The organism is Gordonia tangerina, assembly GCF_021556435.1.
GTDB lineage: Bacteria > Actinomycetota > Actinomycetes > Mycobacteriales > Mycobacteriaceae > Gordonia > Gordonia tangerina.
Genome location: NZ_JAKGCU010000004.1, coordinates 212134 through 233167 on the forward strand (window position 1 = coordinate 212134; position 21034 = coordinate 233167).

Genomic DNA, 21034 nt, shown 5'->3' on the forward strand with positions numbered 1-21034 from the left:
CACTGGAGAGGCGTCCCATGACTGCACCCGATCTCACCGAACTGCTCGCCGACTCCCCCTCCAACTGGGGCAAATGGGGCGCCGACGACGAGGTCGGCAGCCTCAACTACCTCACCGCCGAGCAGGTCCTCGCCGGCGTCGGCCTGATCAAGAAGGGCGAACTGTTCACGCTGCAGCGACTCATCGGCGACCCCGAGGGCGATCCGGTGTGGCCCGGCCGCAGCCCGGCGACCCGCGAGATGATCTTCGACGAGTCCAACTGGGATGAGGGCGGCGACGGCCCGGCCTTCCCGGGCGGTCTGCACTACGCCGACGACAAGATCGACGCCTTCCTGCAGGGGTCCACGCAGTACGACGCACTCGGCCACGTCTGGTACGACGGCCAGATCTACAACGGGTATGACGCCCGCACCACCGTGGGCGGCCTGGACAAGGCCAGCGTCGAGCCGATCGCACAACGTGGCGTCGCCGGTCGCGCGGTCCTGCTGGACATGGCCCGCTTCAGGGGGGTGGATTGCCTCGGGCCGCGCGAGACCTTCGACCACACCGACCTCGAGAAGTGCGCCGCGGCACAGGGTATCGAGATCAAACCGCGCGACATCCTGCTCATCCGCACCAATCACCTCCAACTGTTCTTCCAGCAGGGCGACAAGTTCTACGACGACTTCTGCGAACCCGGCTTGGTGCATTCCGCAGAACTGGTGAAGTGGTTCCAGGACAAGGAGATCCCGAATCTGGTCACCGACACCATCGCCAACGAGGTCACCACCGACCCGCACAACGGGGTCGCGTTGGTTCTGCACAATGCGCTGATGCGCAACCTGGGCATCGCCTTCACCGAGATCTGCGACCTGGAGAAACTCGCCGCGGATTGTGCCGCCGACGGGGTCTACGAGTTCTTCTATGTGGCTGCGCCGCTGAAGATCCACCGGGCCACCGGCGCACCCGTGAACCCGGTGGTGATCAAGTGAGTTACGCCGATCGGCCGTGGCTGACCCGCTATCCGGCGGGCAGCCCGGCCGACATCGAGGCCGAGTACACCACCGCCCTCGACGTGTTCGATGCTGCGGTGGCGGCCGAGCCGGACAGCCCTTTTCTCTACTACTTCGACGCGACGCTGACCTTCGCCGACGTGGATCGGGCCGCGACGGCGCTGGCGTCCGCACTCGTCGGCGATGGATTCTCGGCCGGTGATCGTCTCGCGGTCTACGTTCAGAACAATCCGGCCTTCATCATCGGGATCGTGGCGGCATGGAAGGCCGGCGGTATCGCCGTCGCGATCAATCCGATGAACAAGCAGCGCGAACTCACCTACATGCTGGTCGATTCCGGCGCAACGGCGTTGCTCACCCTCGACGACCTCTACGACGATGTGGCCGCGCCGGTCATCGCCACCGGGAAGACGGCGGTCCGAACGGTCTTCACGACGTCTCCGCTCGACTTTCAGACGCGCGATGATCCTCGGCTGTTCGCCGGCGTCGAGCGCCGCCGCAATCCCGGCACCCGCGATCTGGTCGAGACGATCGACGGCTTCGACGGATCGTCGTTGCCGGCGCCGACCCTCACCGCCGACGATGTCGCCGTCCTCACCTACACCAGCGGTACCACCGGAGAACCCAAGGGCGCCATGAACACTCATGGAAACCTGGCGTTCAACGCGCAGACCTACCGCGACTGGACGGGTCTGAAACCGGGCGAGGGGGTGCTCGGCGTCGCGCCGTTGTTCCACATCACCGGACTCGTGGGACATGTGATGATCGCGATGCTGGTGCGGGCACCGCTGACGCTGACACACCGGTTTGCCCCGGACGTCACGCTCGACGCGATCCGCGAACGCCGGCCGGTGTTCACCGTCGCGGCGATCACCGCGTTCAACGCGTTGTCCGCCGCCCCCGGTGCCACACCGGCCGACTTCGAGAGTCTGCGTATTCTCTACTCCGGTGGCGCGCCGATCGCACCGGCGATGGCCGACCGGCTCGAGCAGGACTTCGGCGCCTACATCCACAACATCTACGGGCTGACGGAGACGTCGTCGCCGTCACACGGTGTCCCGCTCGGTGTTCGGGCGCCCGTCGACGCGACCTCGGGTGCACTGTCGGTGGGAGTGCCGGTGTTCAACACGGTCGTCCGGGTGGTCGGGGAGGATGGCGAAGACCTTCCCGTCGGCGAAGTCGGCGAGTTCGTCACATCCGGTCCGCAGGTGGTCAAGGGCTACTGGAACAAGCCGGACAAGACGGCCGAATCGATTCCCGGCGGTGCACTGAAGACCGGCGACGTCGGATTCATGGACAGCGACGGCTGGTTCTACGTGGTCGATCGCAAGAAGGACATGATCAACGCGTCGGGCTACAAGGTGTGGCCACGCGAGGTGGAGGACGTGCTGTACACCCATCCCGCGGTGCGGGAGGCTGCCGTGATCGGGGTGCCCGACGAGTATCGCGGCGAGACCGTCAAGGCCTATGTGTCACTGCAGGACGGCGCGACGGTCGACACCGCCGAGCTCGTCGAGTTCTGTAAGGAGCAGATGGCCGCCTACAAGTATCCGCGCGAGGTCGAGATCGTCTGCGAGCTCCCGAAGACGGTCACCGGCAAGATCCTGCGCCGCGAGCTGCGCGACGCAGGATGAGTCGGCGGTTGCGGTTTGTGCCGGCAACCGGCGCAAACCGCAACCGGGCCGCCGGAACATGTTCTACGGTCGGCCGAGAGGGCGACACCGCGGTCGTCCGGCAAGGAGTCCGACATGTCCGAGACACCCGACGTCCACGGTCACATCGATCCGAAGTTCGAGCGGGTGCGCGATGAGCTTGCCGCCCAAATCGACTCAGGCAACGAACTCGGTGCGGCCATCGCCGTCGACGTCGACGGCGAACTGATGGTCGATGTCTGGGGCGGGTTCCGCGACGCCGCCCGAACACTTCCGTGGGAGCGCGACACCATCGTCAACGTGTGGTCGACCACCAAGGAGGTCACCGCGCTCGCGGTCCTCATGCTGGCCGACCGAGGACTCGTCGACCTACACGCACCGGTCGCAACCTACTGGCCGGAATTCGCCCAGAACGGCAAAGACGATATCGAGGTCCGCCACATCATGGCGCACACCTCGGGGGTCTCGGGGTGGGATCAGCCGTTCGAGCTCACCGACATGTACAACTGGGACACCTCGGTCGAACACCTCGCTCGCCAGGCCCCGTGGTGGGAACCCGGCACCGCGTCGGGTTATCACGCGCAGAACCAGGGCCACCTCTTGGGCGAAATCGTCCGCCGGGTAACCGGCAAACATCTCACACAGTTCGTCGCCGACGAGATCGCCGGCCCGCTGGGAGTCGATCTACAGATCGGTGCAGGGCCGGACGACGACGCACGGATCGCCGAGGTGATCCCACCCCCACCGCTGCCGATCGACATCGCGGCACTGCCCACCGATTCGCCGATGTTCAAGACCTTCACCGGGCCAGTGGCGTCAGCCGCCGCCGCAAACACCATCGAGTGGCGTCGTGCCGACATGGGGGCACTGAACGGCCACACCAACGCCCGCGCCCTCGTACGAACGATGTCGGTGATCTCCCGCGGCGGGACCGTCGACGGCGTGCAGCTGCTGACGGAGAAGACGATCGATCAGATCTTCGACGAACAGACGCGCGGCGACGACCTCGTTCTGGGCGTGCCGCTGCGCTGGGGAATCGGATTCGGTCTTCCCGAACCCGCGACCGTGCCCTCACTCCCCGACGAACGGATCTGCTTCTGGGGTGGATGGGGAGGGTCGATCACTGTGATGTTCCCGCTGCAGAAGATGACCATCTCCTACGTCATGAACAAGATGGCACCGGGCATCATCGGATCCGACCGCTCCGAGGCCTACACGCGGGCCATCCTGGCTGCCGCCGGCTGAGCCTCCCGTAGGATCGCACCCCGTGTCCCAACGAGACCGGAAGGTGCCCATGCTCGACGGTGTCCGTACCCTTTACCGCCTGACGCGCGGTGAACGCGTGGCCGATGACCAGCCCACCTCGCACGTCACCCTTTCCGAGGGGCGGCATCGGACGCTACGCCGCTACGGAACCACCGCCGACGTCGATGCGGCTCGCAATGCAGGACGCTCACCGGTCCTGCTGATCCCGCCGCTCGCGGTTCCGGCCCGCTGCTACGACCTGGCGCCGGACATGTCGGTGGTCGCGACACTGCTGGCGACCGGACGCATCCCGTACGTGATCGATTTCGGCGAGATGGGTTATGCCGACCGCCATCTCGGTTTCGAGGACTTCTGCGACGACATCGTCCCCGCCGCCATCGGACACGTGCTCGCCGACTACGGCGACACTTCGAGCACAGTAGACCTCGCCGCATGGAGCCTGGGCGGCACCGTCGCGTTCCTCACCGCCGCCGCACATCCCGACCTGCCCGTCCGGTCGATCACCGCAGTTGGCACACCGCTGAATTATTCGCTGGTACAGCCGTATCCGTTGGTGAAGACGCTCATCCGGCCGATCGGTCCCGCTCCGGTGACGTACGCGCTGAAAGCGATGGGCGGCATCCCGGCGCCGCTGGTGCGCCTCGGGTACCGCGCGACGGCGTGGGAACGCGAGTTCAAGAAGCCCGGCTACATCCTCCGCAACGCGGACAACACGGAGGCGTTGGCGCGGATGCAGGTCATCGACTGGTTCCAGGAGGCGCTGCCCGGATATCCCGGCAAGCTGGCCGAGCAGATGTGGGAAAATCTTGTTTTCCGCGACGAAATCGCCGGCGGCGTACTGCGATTCGGTGATCGCAGCATCGACCTCACATCCATCGCGCTCCCGATCCAGCTGTTCGGCAGCCATCGCGACGCGATCGTCAGCTGGGGTGCAGCGCGACACGGCGTGGAGATCTTCGCCGACTCGCCCGAGGTGCACTTCACCACCGTCGAGACCAGCCATCTGGGTCTGATCGCAGGCAGCGAGGCGACCGCGCAGACGTGGCCGCGGGTCGACGAGTTCTTGACCGGCCTGGACCGCGCGGACATCTGACCCGCTCAGACCGTCGCGGGGGGCGGCAGGCCCCCGCCCAACGTGCGGCCGACTCCCTGCGCCGCCACCTGCGCAGCGCCCACCAAGGACGCGCGGTTGCGCCCCAGCGACGGCACCACCACCCCGAGTGCGGCAACCACATCCTCGCCCCGGCGGATCGGCACCGCGATCGAGCAGGCGCCCAGCGTCATCTCCTCGGTGGTGGTCGCGTAGCCCTGCTGCCGGATCTGGCGGAGTTGTGGCTCCAACACCCCGGGCGCGACGATCGTGTGCGGCGTCATCGGGCGCAGGTCACTCATCGCCTCACGCCGTATCTCGTCGGGCGCATGCGCGAGTAGGACCTTGCCGACTCCGGTGCAGTGCAACGGGAGTCGGCTGCCGACCCGGCTCACCACGGGGACGGACGCCCGGCCCGAGAGTCGATCCAGATACAGCACCTGGATCCCCTCTCGGACGGCGAGATGCACGGTGGCGAACGTCGCGGCGTACAAGTCCTGCAAGAAGGGCGCGGCGACCTCCCGGATACCCGATTGGATCGGGGCCAGAAGCCCCAGATCCCACAGCCGCCGTCCGATGACGTAGCGGGTGTCGGGCCGACGGGTCAGCGCGCCCCATGACTCGAGCTCGCGGGCCAGGCGATGCGTCGTCGGCACCGGAAGGTCGGCGCGCTCGGCGATCTCGGTGAGGGTCAACGCGCGGTGGGTGCGGTCGAAGGCGGCGAGCACCGCCAGCGTGCGCGCGGCCACCGATTGGCCCGGGGAGCCCGTGTTACCTGCCATCGTCGCCTTTCACTCAGTGGAATCGAGTGTAGCGAGCTCGAGCTCCGTCAGGTCACGGTCAGCGGCAATGTTCGCAGTCGACGCACCAGCAGGCTTCGCTCCCACTGCGGATTCTCACCATGAACCGTGAAGTCGGTGGTGGCATCAAGCAGGCAATTGACCGCGACCCGCGCCTCGAGTCGCGCCAGTGCGGCTCCGACACACAGATGTAGCCCTTTCCCAAACGCCATGTGTGGTCGCCGCACCACCGGATCCAGGTTCACCCGGTCCGGCTCATCAAAGTGCTCGGCGTCGCGATTGGCGGCGCCCCACATCAGATAGAGGTGGGAGTTGGCGGGCAATGCCACGTCCCCCAGTGTGGTGTCGTGCACGACGTGGCGGTAGTGACCGCGAAACGGCGATTCGACGCGCAGCGCCTCCTCGACGAAGAGGCGCACGAGATCACGATTGTCCCGCAGTTGTCCGACCAGTTCCGGCTGCTCGCCGAGCAGCCACACGGCGTTGCCGAGGAGGCTGACGGTGGATTCCGCCCCGGCCGCGACGAGTTGAATGAGCATGATGATCGCTGTCGACTCATCGAGGTCGCCTCGGTTCACCAGGGTCGCGAGGTCGCCCATGACGCCGCCGCCCGGATCGTCGCGGGTCGCAGTGAAGGATTCAGCGATGTGGCCGCCGAGTTCGGTCGCTGCCTGAGTGGCCGCCGTCAACTGTTCGGCGGTCACCACTCCGTCGAGCAGCACGGTGGTCGCGAACGACCAGCGGATCAGGTCGTCGATGTCGTAGGTCGGGAATCCCAGGAGTTCGGCGACGACGGCCATGGGCACCCGGTGCGCGACCGCCGTCATCCAGTCGATCCGGTTGCCGTCGATTCCGTTGCTGTCGATTCCGCTGTCCCACAGTCGCTTCACGGTGTGATCGATGAACGGTTCGAGTTGACCGATACGTTTGGCGACCAGAGACGGCATCACCATCCTGCGATGGTCCCGGTGCGCCGGGTCGTCGGCGGTGGCGAGCGCGTGGATGGGTGAATCCAGTTCCGCGATCGGGTACGTGGTCACGGTGCCATCGGCGTTCCACACCATCGTCGCGGTGAGATTTGACGAGAAGTGATCGGGCCGGGCCACGGCCTCGGCAATCAGATCCCAGCTCGTCACCACGTAGAACGGGGAGTCGGCGAGCCGGGCCACCGGCGTGTCGGTCCGCAACGTCTCGTAGTACGGATAGGGGTTGTCCAGATCATGCACCTGACCAGCGTCGACTCCATCGCGCGTACAGAGCAACAGGTTGCGGGAAAGTCGACACATCGGATGTCTGGTCGTGGTGCGCGCCGTCTCATGCCGTGTGCCCGACCTCGACAAACGGGTGAAACATCTCAGCCAGATGTCTCACACTGAGAACATGACAGATGACTGGCTGGTGAATGGCGACCGCAACCAAACGGCCCGCGATCGCCTCTACGCACTCGCGACAGAGATGATCGGCGGCGCCGGCCTCGACCGGTTCGACCTCAACGACCTCGCACGTCGAGCCCACTGTTCGCGGGCGACCGTCTACCGTCACGTCGGCGGCAAGAAGCAGTTGCTCGAGGCGGTGTGGGCGTTCTCCTCGGCGGCCGTGGTCACCGAGGTCGAGAAGTCGGTCGCCGGTCTCGAAGGGCGAGAGCGGGCGCTCCTTGCGATCACCGTGGCCGTGCGAGCGATTCGCGCCGACCCGGTGATCCGGCAGTTCGTCGAATCGCGTCGGGTCTACGCCGCGGCGGACACCGTCATCCACTCGCCGACGATCATCGCGACCGCAGCCGAGCTGATGGGCCTCGACGCGGCCGACGGCGTGCAGGTCCGCTTCGCGATCCGATCGATCCTGTCCATCGTGACGCTCCCCCCGCGGGACCCGACCGAGGAACGAGCGCTCGTCGAGATCCTGGTGTGCGCGATTCATCCGGAGTGATCGGTCTCCGGACCAAAACCCGAGTTGAACTGCGGAGACCATTCTTGTCGGTGCGATGGCATACATTGGGTAACAGCGAAATCGAAGTGTTGATGTGACACCGGATCGGCCCGCAGGGGTCGGTCACTTTCAGAGCTATGTGGGACGTGTGGTTTCGCCGTGTCCATTCTCTGAAAGGTGCTGGCGGTGTCGGGTCCCGATTGGGCGTTGTCGTCGTGGTGGGGTGAGCCCTCTCCATGGCCGGATCTCGCGCCACTCTTCACCGGGCGTCTCCATGGCGATGACGTCGCAGACGCAGACACCAATGGCCTGCTCGGGTCGATGGCCTCGTCCCAACGCGGACGAGCGTATCTGGCCTGGCACGACTATCAGCTCGCCGCCGAGCTCCATCGCCGAATTGTCGGCGATGGGAAACGTCCGGAGGACATGTTGGTGGTCGACGGTTTCGCCGACTGCGCAGCTCGGATCGCGTTGGCACTGAGTGTTTCCCAGAATGCCGCCGAGCAGGTCCTGCGGGAGGCAGTCGCGTTGCGGGATCGCCTTCCCGAGGTCGCCGAGCGACTCCGCAACGGCCAGATCTCCCAGGCCCGGGTCTCGACGATCATTGCGCGGACCGATCTGCTCACCGGGCATGCCTGCATGGCCGACGTGGATGCCGAGATCGCGGCCGAGTTGGACCTGCATCGTGGCGCGTGGTCCGCCGAGCGATTGCGAGACATGATCGACCGCGTTGTCTTCCGCCACGACCCGGACGCGGTCCGAGAAGCACGCAGACGCGCGCTGGCCGATCGGCGGATGTCAACCAAGCCGCAGCCAGATGGGATGGCCGAGATTTCTGCCACGATGGCGGCGGAGAACGTCCGTATCGCCGCGGCCGCCGTCAAGTCTCTGGCGGCCGCGGTGTGCGCTCATGACGAACGCACGAAGGCGCAGCGCGCCTCGGATGCGATGTTCGCATTGCTATCGGGCACGCGGTTCGAATGTCTGTGCGGCCGAGAGGACTGTGCCGCAGAGATTCCTGAGCCGGCCACGGTGCCGCCGGTGGATGCCAAGGTGGTCATTCACGTCGTCTGCGACGAGGGAACCCTCGCAGGCACTGCCGAGAACGCCGGGTTCGTCGACGGGCACGGAGTGATCTCGGACGAACACGTGCGAGACCTGGCAGCGCGACCGGACGCCATCGTCAAGAGGTTGGTCCCGAAAGGCACTCCGCAGAATCCGGATGGCACCTTCACCCTGCCCGCGCATCTGCCCTCCGACCCCTACCGCCCCTCGGCCGCGCTGGACACCTATGTACGGGTGCGCGATGGACACAGCGTGGTGCCCGGCGATGCGACTCCCGCGTTCGAGGGCGATGTCGAACATGTCCACGAGTACAACCACGCCCACCCGGCGGCAGGTGGGCAGACCGCGCCGGAGAACCTGAACATCAAGGGCCGGTTCTTCCACATCCTGAAAACCTTCGGCCGCTGGGTCGACGACATGTACCGCGACCGCAGCGGCCGCCTTCGCACCGAATTCAAAACTCCGGAAGGTCTGGTGATCGAGGGCGACCCCGACAATCTCGAGAGCATGTTCCCCGGACTGCTCCGCATCCGGTTCGCGTCACCAGACCCACCCGCGCCGCCCGACGACACCGAACCACCCCGGAACGCGAAGCCTCCACCACCCACCCGATCCATGACCCGGGTAGAAGCCAAACACGCCCGCCGACAACAAGAACGGGAGCGCAATCGCCGCAGACGGGAGGCCGACGAGACCGACTAGTCAGAGCATGCGGTCACTGAGCCGCGTCGATCTCCGCGAACACCCCGTTCGCGATCCGGAACGCCGTGTTCGCGTCGGGCACACCGCAATAGATCGCCGACTGCAGCAGCACTTCGGTGATCTCGTCGCGAGTCAGCCCGTTACGCAACGCGGCGCGCAGATGCATGGCCAGTTCTTCGTGGTGCCCGCGGGCGATCAGTGCCGTCAACGTGATCATCGAACGGCTGCGACGATCCAGGCCGGGTCGCGTCCAGATGCTGCCCCACGCGTATTCGGTGATGAGTTCCTGGAAGTCGCGGGTGAGGTCGGTGATGGTGTCGGTCGCCCGGTCGACGTGCGCGTCGCCGAGGACCTCGCGTCGCACCGCCATGCCGTCGTCGTATCGGCTCATCATCGGTCTCCTGTCCTGGTCATGGTGTCCTGGTCATGGTGCGTAGGCGCTCGAGTTGCGCGTCGATGTAGAAGTCTGGGGCGCCAAGGTACTGACCGGCCGGGGTGTGGCCGGCGATCTCGGCCATGGTCGTCTGCTCCGAGGTGACGGCGTCGCCAGCCTCGGCAAGGCGGTGCGCCATGCGGTCGGTGTGGACCCGCAGTTCGTCGACGAGCCGCGTGGTCTGACGGGCTGCGACCAGGGTGCGGCGCAACAGGGTCCGCAGCGTGTCCCATTCGACGTGCCAACCCCCGGGTGTGCGTTCGTCGACAGTGTCCACCGCGGCCAGGTGCAGACTCGATGCCAAGGGCGGCGCGGCGAGCGCTGCCCGCCGGATGAGTACCGACAGCACCGGGTTGGATTTGTGCGGCATCGTCGACGACCCGCCGCCGGCTCCCTCGGTCAGCTCACCGATTTCCGGTCGTGACAGCGCGAGCACATCGTTGCCGATATGCGCCCAACTGTCGGTGCAGGTGACGGCGGCGTCACCGATGCGGGTCACGGCGCTGCGTGCACCGTGCCACGGCGTGGTGGCCTCCAGACCCAGTTCACGGGCCACGATCGTCGATGTCTCGGCCGCCACTCGGGCAGGGCCACCGCCGGCGAGTTCGACGACCGCCGCCGACGTCCCGCCCGCACCGCCGAGCTGCACCGCAAAGGACACTTCTGCGACCTGCTCGCGCGCGTCGAGCACGCCACGCAGCCACATCGCCGCCTTGAGACCGAAGGTCGTCGGCACCGCGTGCTGGGTCAGGGTGCGCGCCACCATCGGGGTGTGCCGGTGTTCGTCGGCACGGTCGGCCAGGATCCGGGCCTGGCGCTCCAGCTCGACGGCGACCGCCTCGGATGTGTCAGCGGCACAGCGCATGACCGCGGTGTCCACGACGTCCTGGCTGGTGAGCCCCCGGTGCAGCCATCTGCCCGCGGCTACCGTGTCCACCCGGCCGCGAAGCATCTTCACGAGCGGGATGACCGGATTTCCGCCGGATTCCGCGTCGTCGGCGATGGCGGACAGATCTGCGTCACCGACCAGATCGCGCAACACGTCGTAGGTCACCGCCGCGTCGGGCGGCGCCACCCCGGCCTCGGTGAGAGCCACCGACCACGCCGCTTCCACCCGCAGCATGGCATCCAGAAACGCACTGTCGGTGAAGTAGTCACCGGCATGGTGATCACCCGGCCAGAGCAGATTACTCATCGGCCGCCGTGATCGAGGAACACCGTCTCAACCTCGCCTTGCAGATGGATGTCGAAGCGGTAGCCGTCGGCGTCCTTCTCGGCGATCAAGGTGGCGCGGCAATCGTCGGGCACCGAGTTCAACAGCGTATCCGCGGCGAGTGCCGGTGAACTGACCGGTAGGTAGGCGCGGGTGAACAGTCGGTCGAGCAACCCGCGTGCGAACACGCACACCGCGAAGAACGGTGCGCCGCCTTCGTTCGCCGCGCCGGGCGCCACCGTCGCGAACGTGTAGTGTCCGACGCGGTCGGTCTGCGCACGTCCGAAACCGGTGAAGGTGAAGCCGTCGCGGCGCAGGGAGCCCGTCGCCGAACTGACATTACCCGCACCGTCGGGCTGCCAGATCTCGATCAGGGCGTCGGGCACCGGATCTCCGGCACCGTCGAACACCGTGCCGTGCAGCCTGATCCGTTCAGGGTGGCCGGCGGACACCAGCTCGGCACCACCCTCGAAGGGCAGTGCGTAGTGGAAGAACGGGCCGACGGTCTGGCCGGGGGTCGGCGTGAGGGTCACTGGTCCTCCTCCATCGGGGTCTGGCCGGCGCCGTTCAGGACGATGTCCCAACGGTATCCGGTGCACCACTCGTGTTGGGTCAGATCGTGGTCGTAGGCGGCGACCAGACGGTCGCGTGCCTGCTGATCGACGATGGCCTGGTAGATCGGGTCGAACGCGAACAGCGGATCGCCGGGGAAGTACATCTGGGTGACGAGCCGTTGGGTGAATGCCGTGCCGAACACCGAGAAGTGGATATGCGCCGGTCGCCACGCATTGTGGTGGTTCTTCCACGGGTACGGCCCCGGCTTGATGGTGGTGAACTTGTACCAGCCGTCGTCATCGGTCAGGCAGCGCCCAAAGCCGGTGAAGTTGGGGTCGATCGGCGCCGGATGCTGGTCGCGCTTGTGGATGTAGCGACCGGCCGCGTTGGCCTGCCACACCTCGACCAGCTGCCCGCGCACCGGCCGTCCCGCACTATCGAGCACTCGCCCGGTCACCACGAGGCGCTCCCCGATGGGGTCACCGCCGTGTTGGATCGTCAGGTCCGCCTCCAACGGGTCGACGTCCCGGTGTCCGAACGCGGGCGAGAACAGTTCGATGCCCTCGGGGTCGGAGTGGCGGAAGTCCTTCGTGGGATGCCGCAGCAAGCTGGAGCGGTAGGGGGCATAGTCGAGCCGTGGGCGGGTCTCGGGGCTCGCACCGGCGGTCAATCCGTCGGCATATGCGGTTGCGATGTGGGCGATCTCGTCACTGATCTGTCGCTGTGTACCGGCTGCGGCATCCGACGACGCACCGCCGTGGTCGATGACGTCCGACTGTTCGTCGGCGCCGGACATCAATGGTGTGGCCATCCTGTGTACCCTTCCGCGAGATAGGTGGAGCCGGCCTCGGAGGAGACCAGCGTCTCCAGTTCACCGAGTTGGCGCTGTTCGTCGAATTCCGATGCGTCCGAACTGTTGTGAAGCATCGTCGTCATCCAGTACGAGAAGTGCTGGGCCTTCCACACCCGCGACAGGGCGCGCGCGGTGTAAGTGTCGAGTGCGTCGTCGTCGCTGTTGTTCAGCGCGCGTTCGATGACCTCGGCCAGCACCCGCACATCGGACAGCGCGAGGTTGAGCCCCTTGGCGCCGGTAGGCGGAACCGTATGTGCCGCATCACCGGCCAACAACAGCCGGCCATGTCGCATCGGCGACTGCACGAAGCTGCGGAACGGCAGCACAGTCCGCTCGATGACGGGTCCGTCCTGGAGCCGGAATCCGTCGGACCCGGACAGCCGGGTGTGCAGTTGTTCCCAGATCCGATCGTCGGACCAGGCCTCGGGGTCCTCGGTGGGGTCGCACTGGAAGTACATGCGTTGCACGGTGTCGGTGCGCTGACTGATCAGCGCGAAACCCTGCGGCGAGCGGTTGTAGATCAATTCGGGTGCGCTCGGCGGCGCCTGCACCATCACACCGAACCAGGCGAACGGGTACTCCCGGAAGTACATGTGCGGGTCGGCGACGAGCTTGCGGCAGATGCTGCGGGAACCGTCCGCGCCGACGACGAGGTCGGCGGTGATCGTGTGCCGGACACCGTGCGGATCGGTGTAGCGCACAGTCGGGGTGTCGAGGACGTCGACGACCTCGGTGTCGGTGATTCCGTAGCGCAGGTCGCCACCGTCGCGGGTACGGGCGCGATGCAGGTCGATGAACACCTCGGTCTGCGGGTACAGCCAGCAGGACGCGCCCGCCAGCTTCTGGAAGTCGATGCGGTGGCTCACCCCACCGAAGCGCAACGAGATGCCTTCGTGTTCGTGGCCGTCGGTGAGCACCCGGTCGGAGGCGCCCGAGTCGACCAGCAGGCGCACGCTGTCGCGTTCGAGGATGCCGGCGCGGTGGGTCGTCTCGATCTGCTCGACAGTGCGGTTGTCGACGACGACGCTCTCGATGCCGGCGACGTACAGCAGATGCGACAACATGAGGCCGGCCGGACCGCCGCCGACGATGGCCACCCGGGTGCGGGTGGGGGCCATTGAACTCATGGGCGCTCTCCGATCCTGTGAGGTGATGCGATGGCATGACCATAGGAGTCGGGGATCACGGAAGTCGACGCATGGCTTTCACTGAGTGAAAGCCATGCGTCGTCGGGGGCCGCCTCAGAACCCGGCGCCCGGAATCCAGCTCGTGCCGGCCAGCGGCACCCGCGCCATGGCCGAGGCCTCGATGGTGATGGCCACCAGGTCTTCGGGCTCGAGGTGCTGCAGATGCGCCTTGCCGCAGGCGCGGGCGATGGTCTGTGCCTCCATGGTCATCACCCGAAGGAAGTTGGCGAGGCGACGGCCCCCCTCGACGGGATCGAACCGCGCCGACAGTTCCGGGTCCTGGGTGCTGATGCCCGCCGGGTCCTTGCCGTCCTGGAAGTCGTCGTAGTAACCGGCGGCCGAACCCAATGCCTCGTACTCGGCGGCGTAGCGGGGATCGTTGTCGCCCAACGCGATGAGGGCGGCAGTACCGATGGCGACCGCGTCGGCACCCAATGCCATCGCCTTGGCGACATCGGCACCGTTGCGGATGCCGCCCGAGACGATGAGCTGCACTTCTCGGTGAACTCCCAGCTCCTGCAACGCCTGCACTGCCTGCGGAATCGCGGCCAGCGTCGGGATACCGACGTGCTCGATGAACACGTCCTGGGTCGCGGCGGTGCCGCCCTGCATGCCGTCGACGACGACGACGTCGGCGCCCGAATGCACGGCCAGCTTCACGTCGTAGTAGGTGCGGGTGGCGCCGACCTTGACGTAGATCGGCTTCTCCCAGTCGGTGATCTCGCGCAACTCGTTGATCTTGATGGCGAGGTCGTCGGGTCCGGTCCAGTCCGGGTGCCGGCACGCACTGCGCTGATCGATGCCCTGCGGCAGGGTACGCATCGATGCGACGCGCTCGGAGATCTTCTGGCCCAGCAGCATTCCACCACCGCCGGGCTTCGCGCCCTGACCCAGCACGATCTCGATCGCATCGGCGCGACGCAGGTCGTCGGGGTTCATGCCGTAGCGCGACGGCAGGTACTGGTAGACGAGGTTCTTCGACTGCCCCCGCTCCTCCGGCGTCATGCCACCGTCACCGGTGGTGGTGGACGTCCCGACCTCCGATGCACCGCGCCCCAACGCTTCCTTGGCCCCGGCCGACAGCGCACCGAAGCTCATTCCGGCGATCGTGACCGGTGTGTCGAGATGCAATGGGTACTTGGCATTTCGGCTACCGAGGACGACATCGGTGTCGCAGCGCTCGCGGTAGCCCTCCAGCGGGTAACGCGACATCGAAGCGCCCAGGAACAGCAGATCATCGAAGTGCGGCAGCTTGCGTTTGGCGCCCCAGCCGCGGATGTCGTAGATGCCGGTGTCGGCGGCCCGCTGGATGGCGGCGATCGTGGTGCGGTCGAAGGTGGCGGACTCGCGCAGCCCGCGCTGTTCGATCGATCGGGTGTCGGTCATGGTGTTCTCCGAAATGCTCAGTACGCTGACGTGTTGTCGGCGTGGAAGTGGTAGAGCTCGCGGGCCGAGCCGTAACGGGTGTAGTCCTTGGGATCGTCATCCTTGAAGCCGGCGGCCTTCAGCAGACCCGCCAATTCGTCGAGGTGCTCGGCACGCATCGGCTTGGCGACGCAATCCGCGCCGAGCGAGCCGACCTCGCCGCGGACGTAGATGCGGGTCTCGTAGATCGAATCTCCCAGTCCGTCACCGGCATCGCCGCGAACCACCATCCGGCCGGCCTGCGCCATGAAAGCGCTGTTGTGGCCTACGTTGCCGCCGACGACGATGTCGACGCCCTTCATCGAGATGCCGCAGCGCGCCGCCGCGTCACCTTCGACCACCAGGAGGCCGCCGTGCGCGGTGGCACCGGCCGACTGCGACGCGTTGCCCTTGACGACCACGGTGCCGCTCATCATGTTCTCGGCCACACCGGTTCCCGCGTTGCCGTTGATGGTGATCTCGGCCTGCTGGTTCATGCCTGCGGCGTAGTAGCCGACGTGTCCGTTGACGGTGATCTTGACGGGCGCATTCACGCCCGCGGCGACACTGTGCGCACCGGAGGGATGGTCGATGACGATCTCGCCGCACACGTCATCGTTGTGAAGGGCAGCGTTGACCTCGCGGAGCGGTGTGGTGGCGAGATCAAATGTGTTGGAATTCAGCGTGTCCATGCGTAGACCACCTCAGGCTCGGGTTCCCAGATACGTGCATTCTCGACGCCGGGCAGGTTCGCCAGCGCGCGGTACTCGCTGGCCATGGCGACCCAGTCGTCGGTTTCGGCGATGACTGCCGGTTTGCAGGCGATGGCGTCGCGCACCACGGCGAAGGAATCGTGGTTGGACACCAGCAGGGTGTAGAAGCCGTCGAAGGTGGTGCACACCTCCTTCAGTGCGGTCTCCACGTCCTTGCCCTGTGCGAGCTGGTGGGCGACGAAGCGGGCGCCTACTTCGGTGTCGTTCTCGCTGTCGAAGGACACCCCTTCGGCACGTAGCTCGCGACGGATGGTGGCGTGGTTGGAGAACGATCCGTTGTGCACCAGGCACTGCTCGGGCCCGACGGCGAACGGATGCGCACCCGACGGGGTCACCGCCGACTCGGTCGCCATGCGCGTGTGGCCGACACCTTGCCAACCGCTCGCGCTCGGAAGTCCCCAGGACTGCACCAGATCACGCGGTGCGCCGACACCCTTGAGCACGGTGAGGTCGGCACCGAAACCGGCGACCAGGGCGGTGGGGTAGACGGCGGTTGCGGCGGTGAGCAGCGTTTCCGAGTCGACGGCGGCTGCGGCGAGGACGAGGGTGTCGTCGACGAGCTGTGCAGTGACCTCGCTACCCAGCTCCGCGCCGACGGCCGCGGTGGCCGCATCCAGGTCGGCTGCATCCACACCGGTTTCCAGCAGCGACACACATCCGTGGCCGGCCGGCGACCACGTCGGGTCGCCGTAGATGGCGATGCCGGCCGAGTCCGCGCCGCGGTCCTGCATCTCGCCGAGCATCTGGCCGAGGAGCTCGCCGAGGCGTGGATGGAGTTCGGGGTTGCGCAGATGCAACCCGACGATTCCGCACATGGTGATTTCCTTGTCTTTCTCAAACGTTTCTGGCTGGGACCTGCCGGTGAGGGTTCTAGAAGGCGGTCAGGTAGTTGTCGATCTCCCACGGGGACACCGCGGAATGCCACGCGAAGAACTCTTCGCGCTTGAGGCGGGAGAAGTATTCCGAGACCGGACCACTCGCGCCGTCCTCGATGTCGGGTACGGCGGCGTTGAGCACACCGGTGATCACCGGGTCAGTGTCGAGCGCCTCGACAGCATGCAGCAAGGTCAGCGGCAATGCGTCGATGTGCTCGGGGCAGCTACCGATCTCGCCCGGGTCGAGGCTGCGCTTGACGCCGTCGAGTCCGGCGCCGAGCGCGGCCGCGATGGCCAGGTACGGGTTGGCCGAGCCGTCACCCCCGCGCAACTCAACACGCTGTTCGTCGGGGACCCGCACAAAGTGGGTTCGGTCGTTGCCGCCGTAGGTGGCGCGACGCGGCGCCCAGGATGCGCCTGACCGGGTGGCCGTAGCCCCGGTTCGCTTGTAGGAGTTGACCGTCGGAGCCATCAGCGCCTGCAGTGCGCATGCGTGTTCCAGCACGCCGCCCACGAAACCGTAGGCGGTGGGCGACAATCCGAGTCCGCGCTCGTCCTCGCCGGCCGAGTCGGGAAACACCGGCGCACCGCCGGAGGTCAGCGACAGATGGAAGTGCAGACCGGAACCGGTACGTTCGGCGAACGGCTTGGGCATAAAGGTGGCGACCATGCCACGCTCGGCCGCCATGGTCGACAACAGATAGCGCAGGGTGATCACCCGGTCGGCCGTGGTCAATGCCTCGGCGTACTTGAAGTTCTGCTCGAATTGGCCGTTGCCGTCTTCGTGATCGTTGGCGTAGTTGCTCCAGCCGAGTTGATTCATCGCGGTGGACACCGCGGTCAGGTGGTCGTACATGCGAGTGAGGCCACGGACGTCGTAGCAGGGCTGGTTCGAGTCGTCGGCGTCATCGGCGGTAACGAGCTCGCCGTCGGCGTTCCGCTTGAGCAGGAAGTACTCGACCTCGGCACCCACCCACGGCTCGAAGCCGGCGTCGGCAGCCTGCGCGATCAGCGACTTGAGGATGTTGCGCGGCGCGAACGGCCACCGCTTGCCCTCGACATGCGGGTCACAGTGCACGACGGCAAGACCCTCTTTGATGAACGGGATCGGGGTGAACGAGGCCGGATCGGGAATCGCGATCAGATCGGGGTCCTTGGGTTCCTGTCCGATGGCGCCCACCGCGTAGCCCGCGAAGCCGACTCCGTCGGTGGCCAGTTCGTCGACGGCCTCTACCGGGACGAGCTTGGCACACGGCTTGCCGCGGAGGTCGACGAACAGAGCCAGGATGAACTTCGTCCCCGAGGCCTCGCACAGGTCGGCGAGTTCGTTGCGGTCGGTCATGGTGATTCTCCGTCGTGTGGATGTCGAGTTCAGTATGTCCCCTGTTGGGAAACTTTGTCTACACCGAGTAGACATCTCGATTGTTTCCGCCCGATTACGGAGTCGTGAGTGATGTGTGTCGATACCGTTCAGTCGTCGATCCGTTGCGCCGCACGGAGGCATTCGACGAACCCGTCGACCGCGGGGTTCGCATCATCGGCCGGCCGCGCGATGAGCAGCGCCGTCATCGGCGCGTCGGCGATGGGCCTGATCACCACGTCGGCTGGACGGAACCGCTCTACCGACGCGGGCAGGATCGAGATGCCCACTCCGGCCGATACCAGCCCGACGACGGTCTCGTGGTGTATTGCCTCCTGCACCACCAGCGGCTCGGACCCGATGGTGCCGAACAGAGCCCAGATCTGCGCCACATATGCCGGCATCAGGTCACTGGGAAACAGAATCAGCCGCTCGTCGACGAGCTCATCGACGTCGATGAGCTCGCGCGAGCACAGAGCGTGCTCCGCCGGGAGCACCGCGACCATGGGTTCGGCGAACAGTGATTCGACGGTCAGTCCCGGGTCTGCTCCTCCGGATCGAATGAGTCCGACGTCGAGGGAGCCCGCCGCGAGCGCATCGAGTTGCTCGCGAGTTGTCAACGGGGAGAGATCTACCCGGACGTCAGGGTGGATCTCACGGGAGATCCGCAGCCCCGGCGGCAGCACGGTCCCGCTCGCCGAACTGACGAAGCCGACCCGAATACGCCCCCGACGACCCGCCGCATGGTCGCGCACCTCGGTGACCGCATCGTCGAGGTCGGCGAGCAGCAGCTCGACCCGTTCGGCGAACACCGCACCGGCTCCCGTCAACTCCACCCGCCGCGTCGTCCGATCGAAGAGGCGGGCACCGACCTCGCGTTCGAGGTCCTTGATGTGCGCCGTCAGCGGCGGCTGGGAAATGTGCAAACGGGCCGCGGCCCGTCCGAAGTGCAGTTCATCGGCCAGGACACGGAAGTACCGAAGATGACGCAGCTCCATCCAATTATTCTGTCCAGCGGATAAGTCTTCGTCAAATACGTATTGGAGTTTTGTCAATGACCGCCGTCTACTGGGGATATGACGATCGTGCGCGCGGCAGACCTTGTCGCCACTCCATGGCGCAATTGCCTCGGCGTCACCCGACGGATCTCCACCGGCGGACCTCCCGACACCCCGGACTGGACCCTCAGCATCGCCGACATCGCTGTCCCCGGCCGGTTCTCACGGTTCCCCGGCCTGGATCGAACGGCCGTCGTCGTGGGCGATGAGCCACTCGACCTCACCATCAACGGGGCCGCTCGCACGATCGCATTGCTCGATCGCGTGAGCTTCGCCGGAGAGGACGTCGTGGACGCCACCCCCACTCGCCGGCCGACGCGTCTGCTCAATCTGATGACCAGGCGCGGCAGGTGCCTCGGGGAACTGTCCCTGCGCCACATCCGGGGCAGCGTCAGCCCCGGGCCGGACGACGGGATCGCGTGGATGGTACTCGCCGGCCGACTCGTCGTCGGCGAGCACGACCTACGACGCTGGGACACCGTGTTTCTCGCCGATATCCGTCATGAGATCCGGGGCGCCGCAACTGTCGCCGCCGTCCGACTGCAACCCGAGGAGAACCCATGACCGAGTCCATTGCCCGCACGACTGTCGCCCGCACGACCTCGGTGAGCGGCTTGCTGGCCGAGATCGCCGACATCGGCACCGACAGCGCCCGTGGCGGTTACAGCCGTCCGGTGTACTCCGCTGCCGAGCTCGAGCTTCGAGAATGGTTCATCGCAGCCGCCCGGGCACGATCACTGGACATCGAGCAGGACCGCAACGGCATCATCTGGGCGTGGTGGAACCCCACCCGGCTCCCCCTCGCCGACGCGGTGGTCACCGGCAGTCACCTCGATTCGGTTCCCGGTGGCGGCGCCTTCGACGGCCCGCTCGGTGTCGCGTCCGCTCTGGCAGCCATCGACTCCCTGCAGGCCGGTTCGGTGGTGCCCGAGCGTCCCCTCGCGCTGGCGGTCTTCCCCGAGGAGGAGGGCTCACGCTACGGATTGGCCTGCCTGGGTTCGCAGTTGATGACCGGCGCGGTCACCCCCCAACGGGCTGCCGCGCTCACCGACGCCGACGGCACCACCTTCGCCGACCTCGCGGCCCGCAACGGACTCGATCCCGCCGGCTTGGGCCGCGACGACGAGCGGCTGTCGCAGATCGGCTGCTTCGTGGAACTGCATGTCGAGCAAGGACGCGGTCTGATCGACCAGGGCCGCGCCATCGCGATCGGGTCGTCGATTCTCGGCCACGGACGGTGGCGACTATCGTTCAGCGGCCAGGGCAATCACGCCGGCACCACCCTGATGGACGGGCGTCGCGACCCCATGCTCGCCGCCGCCGCAACGGTTCTGGACGTCCGACGACTCGGCCGGGCCGTCGACGGCGCCCGGGCCACCGTCGGCAAACTCGATCCGATTCCGGGCGGCAGCAACGTGATCGCGTCACGGGTCGACGTCTGGCTCGACATCCGCCACTCCGACGACGTTGTGGTGGCCGCGCTGGTCGCCGACATCGCTGCCGTCGCCCGCGAACATGCTGGGGCCGAGGGCTGCTCGATGACGCTGACCGAGGCGTCGATGAGTCCACGGGTGGACTTCCATCCCGGCCTGCGCGGCCGGCTCTCGGACATCCTGCCCGACGCCCCGATCCTGCCGACCGGCGCCGGACACGACGCCGGCGTTCTCAAAGAGGAAATCCCCACGGCGATGCTGTTCGTCCGCAACCCCACCGGCATCTCGCACTCCCCCGAAGAGTACGTCGAGGACCCTGACGCCGATGCCGGCGGCGACGCCCTCGCCACCGTTCTCGCCAACCTTCTGACCCAGCCCTGAATCCAGGAGAAAG

20 protein-coding genes are annotated in these 21034 nt (G+C 66.7%); 8 read left to right on the top strand and 12 right to left on the bottom strand.

From position 1 onward, the window contains the following. The first annotated feature begins 17 nt into the window (after nucleotides 1-17). The 4 genes from L1892_RS07560 to L1892_RS07575 all read left to right on the top strand — a co-directional run bounded on the left by L1892_RS07560 (nucleotide 18) and on the right by L1892_RS07575 (nucleotide 5003). Nucleotides 18-971: a cyclase family protein gene (locus tag L1892_RS07560; protein WP_235722957.1), complete on the top strand. Its 954-nt coding sequence runs from the start codon at nucleotides 18-20 to the stop codon at nucleotides 969-971. Next, nucleotides 968-2626 carry a class I adenylate-forming enzyme family protein gene (locus L1892_RS07565; RefSeq protein WP_235722958.1) on the top strand — a complete coding sequence of 553 codons (1659 nt, stop codon included), beginning with the start codon at nucleotides 968-970 and terminating at the stop codon, nucleotides 2624-2626. The genes L1892_RS07560 and L1892_RS07565 overlap by 4 nt, the downstream gene beginning before the upstream one ends. Before the next feature lie 114 nt (nucleotides 2627-2740). Continuing rightward, nucleotides 2741-3889, top strand: a complete 1149-nt coding sequence (locus tag L1892_RS07570) for a serine hydrolase domain-containing protein (RefSeq protein WP_235722959.1) — start codon at nucleotides 2741-2743, stop codon at nucleotides 3887-3889. A gap of 49 nt (nucleotides 3890-3938) precedes the next feature. Next, nucleotides 3939-5003, top strand: a complete 1065-nt coding sequence (locus L1892_RS07575; RefSeq protein WP_268900087.1) for a polyhydroxyalkanoate synthase family protein — start codon at nucleotides 3939-3941, stop codon at nucleotides 5001-5003. 5 nt (nucleotides 5004-5008) lie between these two features. On the opposite strand, the gene L1892_RS07580 is transcribed toward L1892_RS07575, so the two are convergent. Both L1892_RS07580 and L1892_RS07585 read right to left on the bottom strand, forming a co-directional pair. Then, a complete protein-coding gene (locus L1892_RS07580; RefSeq protein WP_235722960.1) occupies nucleotides 5009-5782 on the bottom strand; it encodes an IclR family transcriptional regulator in 774 nt (257 codons plus the stop codon). A gap of 47 nt (nucleotides 5783-5829) precedes the next feature. After that, nucleotides 5830-7026 (bottom strand): cytochrome P450, encoded by a 1197-nt coding sequence (locus L1892_RS07585; protein WP_235722961.1) that lies wholly within the window; start codon nucleotides 7024-7026, stop codon nucleotides 5830-5832. 154 nt (nucleotides 7027-7180) lie between these two features. Here L1892_RS07585 and L1892_RS07590 point away from each other — a divergent pair, with 154 nt between their 5' ends. Then, nucleotides 7181-7729: a TetR/AcrR family transcriptional regulator gene (locus L1892_RS07590; protein ID WP_235722962.1), complete on the top strand. Its 549-nt coding sequence runs from the start codon at nucleotides 7181-7183 to the stop codon at nucleotides 7727-7729. A gap of 186 nt (nucleotides 7730-7915) precedes the next feature. Then, nucleotides 7916-9496 carry a DUF222 domain-containing protein gene (locus L1892_RS07595; protein WP_235722963.1) on the top strand — a complete coding sequence of 527 codons (1581 nt, stop codon included), beginning with the start codon at nucleotides 7916-7918 and terminating at the stop codon, nucleotides 9494-9496. Nucleotides 9497-9509: 13 nt separating this feature from the next. Here the strand turns inward: L1892_RS07595 and pcaC are convergent, their stop codons facing one another. The 10 genes from pcaC to L1892_RS07645 form a co-directional block, all read right to left on the bottom strand. Beyond that, entirely contained in the window at nucleotides 9510-9887 is a 378-nt protein-coding gene (pcaC, locus tag L1892_RS07600; protein WP_235722964.1) for a 4-carboxymuconolactone decarboxylase, read from the bottom strand. 19 nt (nucleotides 9888-9906) lie between these two features. After that, nucleotides 9907-11124, bottom strand: a complete 1218-nt coding sequence (locus L1892_RS07605; protein WP_235722965.1) for a lyase family protein — start codon at nucleotides 11122-11124, stop codon at nucleotides 9907-9909. Continuing rightward, the gene (gene pcaG / locus L1892_RS07610; RefSeq protein WP_235722966.1) at nucleotides 11121-11675 is read right to left on the bottom strand and encodes a protocatechuate 3,4-dioxygenase subunit alpha; all 555 of its coding nucleotides are present in this window, start codon (nucleotides 11673-11675) and stop codon (nucleotides 11121-11123) included. The genes L1892_RS07605 and pcaG overlap by 4 nt, the downstream gene beginning before the upstream one ends. Further along, a complete protein-coding gene (pcaH, locus tag L1892_RS07615; RefSeq protein WP_372474981.1) occupies nucleotides 11672-12508 on the bottom strand; it encodes a protocatechuate 3,4-dioxygenase subunit beta in 837 nt (278 codons plus the stop codon). The genes pcaG and pcaH overlap by 4 nt, the downstream gene beginning before the upstream one ends. Next, nucleotides 12493-13668 carry a 4-hydroxybenzoate 3-monooxygenase gene (locus tag L1892_RS07620; protein WP_372474984.1) on the bottom strand — a complete coding sequence of 392 codons (1176 nt, stop codon included), beginning with the start codon at nucleotides 13666-13668 and terminating at the stop codon, nucleotides 12493-12495. The genes pcaH and L1892_RS07620 overlap by 16 nt, the downstream gene beginning before the upstream one ends. Before the next feature lie 123 nt (nucleotides 13669-13791). Beyond that, nucleotides 13792-15123 (bottom strand): FMN-binding glutamate synthase family protein, encoded by a 1332-nt coding sequence (locus L1892_RS07625; RefSeq protein ID WP_235722968.1) that lies wholly within the window; start codon nucleotides 15121-15123, stop codon nucleotides 13792-13794. 17 nt (nucleotides 15124-15140) lie between these two features. Next, nucleotides 15141-15833, bottom strand: coding sequence for a GltB/FmdC/FwdC-like GXGXG domain-containing protein (locus tag L1892_RS07630; RefSeq protein WP_235722969.1), 693 nt, complete (start codon nucleotides 15831-15833; stop codon nucleotides 15141-15143). Then, nucleotides 15821-16729 carry a class II glutamine amidotransferase domain-containing protein gene (locus L1892_RS07635; protein ID WP_235722970.1) on the bottom strand — a complete coding sequence of 303 codons (909 nt, stop codon included), beginning with the start codon at nucleotides 16727-16729 and terminating at the stop codon, nucleotides 15821-15823. Before L1892_RS07635 ends, L1892_RS07630 begins: the two co-directional genes overlap by 13 nt. Nucleotides 16730-16784: 55 nt before the next feature. Continuing rightward, nucleotides 16785-18131, bottom strand: coding sequence for a type III glutamate--ammonia ligase (gene glnT / locus L1892_RS07640; protein ID WP_235722971.1), 1347 nt, complete (start codon nucleotides 18129-18131; stop codon nucleotides 16785-16787). Between the two features lie 128 nt (nucleotides 18132-18259). Beyond that, complete coding sequence (locus tag L1892_RS07645; RefSeq protein ID WP_235722972.1) at nucleotides 18260-19147, bottom strand: LysR substrate-binding domain-containing protein; 888 nt, start codon at nucleotides 19145-19147, stop codon at nucleotides 18260-18262. Nucleotides 19148-19225: 78 nt separating this feature from the next. Here L1892_RS07645 and L1892_RS07650 point away from each other — a divergent pair, with 78 nt between their 5' ends. Next, nucleotides 19226-19771 (top strand): HutD/Ves family protein, encoded by a 546-nt coding sequence (locus L1892_RS07650; RefSeq protein ID WP_235722973.1) that lies wholly within the window; start codon nucleotides 19226-19228, stop codon nucleotides 19769-19771. Further along, complete coding sequence (locus tag L1892_RS07655; RefSeq protein WP_235722974.1) at nucleotides 19768-21021, top strand: allantoate amidohydrolase; 1254 nt, start codon at nucleotides 19768-19770, stop codon at nucleotides 21019-21021. Before L1892_RS07650 ends, L1892_RS07655 begins: the two co-directional genes overlap by 4 nt. Nucleotides 21022-21034 lie beyond the last annotated feature (13 nt).

Excerpts from the sequence above, each read along its gene's own strand:
- L1892_RS07560 (WP_235722957.1), top strand. The coding sequence starts at position 18 with ATGACTGCACCCGATCTCACCGAACTGCTCGCCGACTCCCCCTCCAAC.
- L1892_RS07655 (WP_235722974.1), top strand. The coding sequence starts at position 19,768 with ATGACCGAGTCCATTGCCCGCACGACTGTCGCCCGCACGACCTCGGTG.
- L1892_RS07630 (WP_235722969.1), bottom strand. The coding sequence starts at position 15,833 with ATGGACACGCTGAATTCCAACACATTTGATCTCGCCACCACACCGCTC.
- L1892_RS07645 (WP_235722972.1), bottom strand. The coding sequence starts at position 19,147 with ATGGAGCTGCGTCATCTTCGGTACTTCCGTGTCCTGGCCGATGAACTG.
- L1892_RS07620 (WP_372474984.1), bottom strand. The coding sequence starts at position 13,668 with ATGGCCCCCACCCGCACCCGGGTGGCCATCGTCGGCGGCGGTCCGGCC.
- L1892_RS07580 (WP_235722960.1), bottom strand. The coding sequence starts at position 5,782 with ATGGCAGGTAACACGGGCTCCCCGGGCCAATCGGTGGCCGCGCGCACG.
- pcaH (WP_372474981.1), bottom strand. The coding sequence starts at position 12,508 with ATGGCCACACCATTGATGTCCGGCGCCGACGAACAGTCGGACGTCATC.
- glnT (WP_235722971.1), bottom strand. The coding sequence starts at position 18,131 with ATGACCGACCGCAACGAACTCGCCGACCTGTGCGAGGCCTCGGGGACG.
- L1892_RS07605 (WP_235722965.1), bottom strand. The coding sequence starts at position 11,124 with ATGAGTAATCTGCTCTGGCCGGGTGATCACCATGCCGGTGACTACTTC.
- L1892_RS07570 (WP_235722959.1), top strand. The coding sequence starts at position 2,741 with ATGTCCGAGACACCCGACGTCCACGGTCACATCGATCCGAAGTTCGAG.
- L1892_RS07590 (WP_235722962.1), top strand. The coding sequence starts at position 7,181 with ATGACAGATGACTGGCTGGTGAATGGCGACCGCAACCAAACGGCCCGC.
- pcaC (WP_235722964.1), bottom strand. The coding sequence starts at position 9,887 with ATGAGCCGATACGACGACGGCATGGCGGTGCGACGCGAGGTCCTCGGC.
- L1892_RS07575 (WP_268900087.1), top strand. The coding sequence starts at position 3,939 with ATGCTCGACGGTGTCCGTACCCTTTACCGCCTGACGCGCGGTGAACGC.
- L1892_RS07625 (WP_235722968.1), bottom strand. The coding sequence starts at position 15,123 with ATGACCGACACCCGATCGATCGAACAGCGCGGGCTGCGCGAGTCCGCC.
- L1892_RS07635 (WP_235722970.1), bottom strand. The coding sequence starts at position 16,729 with ATGTGCGGAATCGTCGGGTTGCATCTGCGCAACCCCGAACTCCATCCA.
- L1892_RS07650 (WP_235722973.1), top strand. The coding sequence starts at position 19,226 with ATGACGATCGTGCGCGCGGCAGACCTTGTCGCCACTCCATGGCGCAAT.